1 protein-coding gene is annotated in these 245 nt (G+C 65.3%); it reads left to right on the top strand.

Features of this window, described 5'->3' with window-relative positions; all coding sequences use genetic code 11:
* On the top strand, positions 1-245 hold a 245-nt coding region (locus SB764_RS43625), incomplete at both ends, for a hypothetical protein (protein ID WP_410867257.1).

Consider the following 245-nt stretch of genomic DNA (forward strand, 5'->3'; position numbering starts at 1 on the left):
GTCGTTCGCGAAACGCAAGCCTGGGATTTCGATGAATCACTCGACGCTCCGCCGGCGCCGGCCGCACGGGCCATGCGCTACTTCGACGCGCGCCAGCCCCAGTCTTTTGAACGGCTCTGGTTTGCGCCGAGCGCCGCCCAGATCGGACAGCATCGGGCGGTGAGGGTCGAGGACGTAGGCAAGCGGATCGTTGTGCAGTCTGACACCGACATGGCTGCGCTGGGTTCGGCGCTGCATGGTTGCAT

The sequence above is a fragment of the Paraburkholderia sp. SIMBA_027 genome (genome assembly GCF_046535315.1).
In the GTDB taxonomy this organism is placed as follows: domain Bacteria; phylum Pseudomonadota; class Gammaproteobacteria; order Burkholderiales; family Burkholderiaceae; genus Paraburkholderia; species Paraburkholderia tropica.